Below are 6,566 nucleotides of genomic sequence, written 5' to 3'. Positions count from 1 at the left end.
TGACCGATTCCTTGAAAAACGAAATCTTAAAAACGGTGAATTCCGATAAGGAAGAAACAGTGGCGTACATGTTCCTTAGAACCTTTATGTTCAAGGAAGAGGTATTGCGGTTCAGTGGATGGCAAAGTGATAAGAATTACCGCCTCTTCAGAAAGAGTAAGGTTAAATTCGACAAAGAACGAATTGTTCATGAAACCCTTCTTATAGACGGTAAATCAAGTGTCTTGAAAAACAAATTGATTCATTATTCCTATAACAACTACGCGGACTATAAAGGCAAGATGGTCAAATATGGTCAAATGAAGGCCGTTGAGGAATATAAAAAAGGCAAGAAGGCCTATTTCTATCATTTCATTTTTAGACCCCTGTATAAGTTTTTAAACCATTATATCCTTCGTTTGGGATTCTTGGATGGTCTTAAGGGGATTACCATTTGTTATTTAAATGCCCTTGGTGTTTATTCCAGATACAAGGAGTTGAAAAGATTGAGAAATATGGACAAGCCCTTGAATTAATGAACGATTTTACAACTGAAATAAATAAATGCATCGAGGCAATGTCAATAGGCGGACTCATCCTCTACCCCACCGATACGGTTTGGGGCATAGGTTGTGATGCCACGAACGAAGCTGCGGTCAAAAAAGTGTACGAACTAAAACAGCGTAAAGATTCAAAAGCACTGATCTGTCTTGTGGGCAATGACGCCATGTTGGAAAGGTATGTGGAACAAGTGCCGGAGTTGGCCTATGATATTTTGGATCTTGCAACCAAACCGACGACCATCATTTACGATAATCCTACCGGGTTGGCCAAAAATGCCATAGCTCATGACAATACGATGGCAATAAGGGTCGCATCGGATAAATTTTGCCAATATCTGATAAACAAGTTTAAAAAGCCAATAATTTCTACATCGGCAAATCTCGCCGGTAATCCTACACCAAAAGGTTTTGGGCAAATAGACCCTATTATTTTAAAAGGTGTGGACTATATTGTAAATTTGCATCACGATAAACAGAACGGACCGCCCTCATCGATTATAAAGTTAGGAAATGATGGTACGGTAAAAATAATCCGGGAGTAAGTAATTAATAGTATTCGCTGTCAGAACAAGCGCCCCGTTGTTTCGGGGGAGATGCCTTCATAAAATGCCACAACAGAACCATAAACAAGCACTCCAAGATCCAGTTTTTAATATCCTAACAGAAGCGGCTGATGAACTTGGCCTTGACTGCTATGTGATCGGTGGTTTTGTACGGGACTTTCTATTGAAAAGGGGTACACCTAAAGACATAGATATTGTTGCCGTAGGCAGTGGTATTGAATTGGCAAAAGTAGTAGCTACTAAGCTCCAGGGTAACCCTAAAATATCGATTTTCAAGAACTTCGGTACCGCCATGATAAAACATGGGAAACTAGAGTTGGAGTTCGTAGGGGCCCGTAAGGAAAGTTATGACCACGATAGTCGAAAGCCCTCTGTCGAGGATGGTACCTTACAAGAGGATCAAGAGCGCCGTGACTTCACCATAAATGCCTTGGCTTTATCCTTGAACCAATCAAATCTTGGGGATTTGTTGGATCCTTTTGATGGGATTTCGGATTTGAAAAATAAAATCATCAAAACGCCCCTAGATCCAAATATCACGTATTCGGATGACCCTTTACGTATGATGCGCGCCATACGTTTTGCGACCCAATTGGATTTCAGTATCGAATTGAAATCATTACAGGCCATCACCGAAAACAAGGAACGTATTAACATCGTTTCCAAAGAGCGTATTGTTGATGAGCTAAATAAAATAATGCTTTGTCCCAAACCTTCCATCGGTCTGTCCCTACTGCATAAAACCGGACTGCTCGAATATATACTTCCTGAACTTACCGCTTTGGAAGGCATTGAAGAAGTTGAAGGCCAACGCCATAAGGATAATTTTTGGCATACGCTCGAAGTTGTCGACAATATAGCCAAATCTACTGAAGACCTTTGGCTGCGTTGGGCTGCCCTTTTACACGATATCGGAAAGGCACCCACAAAAAAATTCCATAAAAAAATCGGATGGACGTTTCATGGCCATGAATTCGTAGGTTCAAAAATGGTGTATCAGCTCTTCAAAAGATTGCGAATGCCATTGAATGAAAAGATGAAATTTGTGCAGAAATTGGTATTGATGAGTTCGAGGCCCATTGTGCTTTCAGAGGATTTCGTCACAGATTCCGCAGTGAGAAGGCTGGTCTTTGATGCCGGTGACTTTGTCGATGATCTCATGACCTTGTGTGAGGCTGATATTACAACGAAGAATCCCAAAAAACAAAAGCAATACAAGAACAACTTTACGTTGGTACGCCAAAAAATCATAGAGGTCGAGGAGCGTGACCACATCCGTAATTTTCAACCGCCTATTTCGGGGGAGGAAATAATGAAGACTTTCAGTATTCAGCCATCAAAGGAAATAGGTATTATCAAAGCAGCTATTAAAGAAGCCATTCTCGAAGGGGAAATCCCCAATGAATATAAAGCGGCTAAATCTTACATGTTAAAAAAAGGAATGGAATTGGGGTTACAATCAAAACCTGGAGCTTAGATTACATTTCATCGATAAGGGAACTAATAGCCGTTCTCTATCGATAAACAACACATTTTTCCCATTTCACATACATTTCTACCTTACAAGCCAACAAATTCTATTTTTGTAGGTAGAGTACGATTATGTTTGTTAAAATTTTAAGCATTACATAGTCTTTTTACTATATTTTAACGTATTATTAGTAGACCATTAACTATAAATCCCCCGAATCATGGATAAATCCGTGCGCTTTCCTGTTAATCTGTTTTTGAGATTAATAGTCACTTTTGTATTTTTATTAACTACTTCCTTAACTATCAATGCTCAGGATTCAGACAATGATCTGATTATTGATTCAATTGACTTAGATGATGATAACGATGGTATATTAGATGTGGACGAATCTTGTCCTGTTCCTATCCCTGAAGATTTTTTTATTCCCTTATATCATGCTAATATTATTAATGCACCTGGAAATAGGATTTTTGTAACAGGTCAAGATACCAATCCAACTACCGGAAATAGTAATTATACTTCTTTTCAAGAAATTGCGCCAGGTAGTGGTGATTGGAGTTCTATTTCAGGAATACCTCAAAAGTTGGTTGGTGCAGATAATGGTGATCCACAATATGTTTTATGGACCTCTGATGGTTTGTATGTTTGGGGTGATGAAAATGAATTAATTAGTTCTTCATTTACAGGAGGAACTAGAAGTGTATTGTCCTTACCATTACCAGTTGGAGTTACAGCCCTACAAATTGTAAATATGACTTCAGGGCCTGGGGTATTAGCTATAACAACAACTGATGGAAGAGTATATACCAGAGGGTCTTTAGAAAACACATCCTCTGAAATAAGGGGAGCGAATGGAACATCCGCAGATTCGAATGGATGGTATACGGTACAATATAATCCCGGGACTGGAGCAACAGATTTAATTAATGTAATAGATCTTGATATTACCGAAGTAGGTGCGTTTGCAGTTTTAAGTACTGGTGAATGGTATACTTGGGGTTCAAAAGCAAGTTTGGGAGGAAACGGTTCTGGTTCAACTTCAGCAGCATTAGATATAGCTACTGAAATGATTAAACCAAGTGATTTTTTAATTGGAGAGTATCCAATGCAAATTGAAATGGCAACTGGAGAATGGGTAGCCGGTTCTTCACCAGATTTGAGCCCAGGAGATGCTGCAAGTTATTTTGCATTACATCCAACTAATGGTAAAATCTACTCAATGGGTGGGAATAGTTTGGGACAATTAGGTATAAATAACAGTACTGATTCTCATGTAGCTGATTGGAATACTGTCAAAGTTTCTGGAGGCGCAGAATTAACTAATGTTGTTTTCATGGCAGGTCAATCATATAGTATAGATAATCCCGAAGGAGCAGCAATTACGGAAGTGGCAGGGGTTCGAGAATTATATATGTGGGGGTCTAATAATAATCAAACACTATCTGATGGTTCATCTGACCCTCAATATTTCGCAGGAATACCAAGTTATTATGCTGGAGCAGGAAATGGAATTTATGCAGATTTCAATGGAGATTTAGCTGTGGACAACTTAGATAGAAATCCGATAAGAGTTGGAGTTGGAGGGCATCAATCAATATATTATGACAGCTATCAAAAAAATTATTGTTTTGTTGGTCATAATGCAGATGGTGCTTTTGGTTATACAGTTGCAGATGCAGCTAAATTTTCAACAGGAGATCCAGCCTTACGAGATACACTCATACCGGGTTGTGATACAGATGGCGATGGAATTATTGACAGTTTAGACTTGGATAGTGATAATGATGGTATATATGATGCCGTAGAAGCGGGTCATGGGCAACCACATACAAATGGCATTGTAGATGGAGCTGTAAACGCAGTTAATGGAATTCCTAGTGTTGTGGATAATGGATCAGGAGGCGTAAATTATACTTTACTGAATAGTGATAGTGTTCATCCAACAAATTCAGATTCTAATTACGATTGGCAAGATTTAGATAGTGATGGAGACGGCTGTTCAGATGCCAATGAAGCATACGGAGTGATTACTGCCGATGGCGGAGATGGAGGAATATATAATCCTGGAAATACAGCCACAGAACCTTTGTCCCTAGGAGCAGGAACTATTGATAGCGATGGTCGCGTAATAGCTGCAACGTATCCCGTACCAGCAGATTTAGATGGTAATCTCACGGAAGACTATTTGCAAGTTAGCGGTATTGATACGGTAACTAATCCAAGTTCAGTAACTACAATAGTGCCAAATACAGTCAATTTTAATGTTACCGCGACAACAATTGGAACTGGTACAATACCGGTATACCAATGGCAAGAAGATTCAGGTTCTGGTTTTGTAGATATATCCGATGATGCTGTTTATAGTGGAACAAACTCAAATTCTTTGGACATCAACATTTCAGACGATTCCTTAGACGGTAATTATTATCGCATAATTGTTTCTACAGTTAGTAATGTTTGTGATATTGAAACTTCAAATTCAACTGCTGCGTTATTAACAATTCTTACTATAGATGCAGTGGATGATGACCTTAGTGCCACAAAAGTAGATGGTACTGCTGGTGGAACTACAACTTCTGTTTTTGCTAATGACGATTCCGATGGCACTACTCCCGCTACTGATGCCCTAATCGATGATAATATTTCTATCACCAATGACGGTGGACTTACTGGCGTAACAATCAATACCGATGGTACCGTTGTTGTTCCTGCTGGCGCAACGGAAGGAGTTTATACCGTAACCTATTCCATCTGCTTAACAGCTGACAATTCAATATGTGATACAGCGACCGTGATAATCGATGTGCAAACCATAGATGCAGTCAATGATGATTTTAGTACATCACCGATCATTGCCGCTTCGGGGGGTACAACAGCAACCGTATTTACCAATGACGATGCCAATGGAACAACACCTGCTACAGATGACTTGGTAGATGATAATATCTCCATCACCAATGACGGTGGACTCACTGGGGTTTCCATTAATAGCGATGGTACGATTGTAGTGCCCGCAGGTACAACGGCAAATACCTATACTGTTGAATATACTATTTGCTTAACTGCTGAAAATACAATTTGCAATTCGGCCGAAGTGACCATTGTGGTATACACATGTACCTCGACAGCAGGACTTATTGTAAATGAGGCTTCTAATGGGGATGGCGGCTCAAAGGAATGGATAGAGTTGTTGGTCGTAGGTGACCCGCTCAACCCAACAGCTCCAGTAGACCTTACCGGTTGGATTGTAGATGATAATAATGGGGATTTTGAAAGTGCGACCGGGACTGGAGTTTCCAGTGGATATTACATTTTAACTTCAATCTATAATTCCGTTGCCCCTGGATCAATAATTGTCTTATACAATGTAGGTGATAAAGATACGGGAATTGGGGCTGATGACCCTACTGATAGCAATAGCGATGGGGTGTATATTATACCCAGTGGTGATGATACCTACCTTACAGGATGTAATGGTACCGATTATACAAGCTGTATCGCAGGTACCAATACTTGGACAAAAACGGCTTTGAGAAATGGCGGGGATGCCATACAAACAAGAAACCCCGATGGTACTTTTTATCATGGGTTTTCCTTTGGGGACGTTAACGCGCCCTTCCCTGCTTTCCCTTGTGGAGGAACATCCTTTAATGCAGGCCCAGGTGGTGCGGGAAGTACTTTCGCCTTTCAATTTCAATGTGGAGATTGGGAAGACAACACCAAATTTTTAAGTTCCGATGGAACGAATAGAACACCTGGTGCAGCAAATTCTACGGACAACCAAACATTTTTATCAAAAATAATAAATGGATCTTTTGACTATTCAGACCCTACAAATGCAACCAATTGCACACCAACAATTACTGCTACCGATGATGATTTCAGTACCACTAAGGTCGACGGTACCGCCGGGGGAACCACATCCTCTGTTTTTGCCAATGACGATGCCAATGGAACTACGCCTGCTACTGATGCCTTGATCGATGA

At 40.1% G+C, this 6,566-nt stretch carries 3 protein-coding genes and 1 pseudogene; all 4 read left to right on the top strand.

What is annotated here, in order from left to right; genetic code table 11:
- Window positions 1-515: pseudogene (locus tag WBM98_RS06230) on the top strand (CDP-glycerol--glycerophosphate glycerophosphotransferase); the annotation flags it as partial.
- The gene (locus WBM98_RS06225; RefSeq protein ID WP_424365164.1) at window positions 515-1,084 is read left to right on the top strand and encodes an L-threonylcarbamoyladenylate synthase; all 570 of its coding nucleotides are present in this window, start codon (window positions 515-517) and stop codon (window positions 1,082-1,084) included. The pseudogene WBM98_RS06230 and the gene WBM98_RS06225, both read left to right, overlap by 1 nt.
- A 64-nt stretch (window positions 1,085-1,148) precedes the next feature.
- Window positions 1,149-2,582 (top strand): CCA tRNA nucleotidyltransferase, encoded by a 1,434-nt coding sequence (locus WBM98_RS06220; protein ID WP_424365163.1) that lies wholly within the window; start codon window positions 1,149-1,151, stop codon window positions 2,580-2,582.
- Window positions 2,583-2,796: 214 nt separating this feature from the next.
- The coding region (locus WBM98_RS06215) for a beta strand repeat-containing protein (protein WP_424365162.1) at window positions 2,797-6,566 on the top strand (3,770 nt) is incomplete at its 3' end.

Source organism: Maribacter sp., from assembly GCF_049667165.1.
Classification (GTDB): Bacteria; Bacteroidota; Bacteroidia; order Flavobacteriales; family Flavobacteriaceae; genus Maribacter_A.
This window is presented reverse-complemented; position numbering and strand designations above follow the sequence as displayed.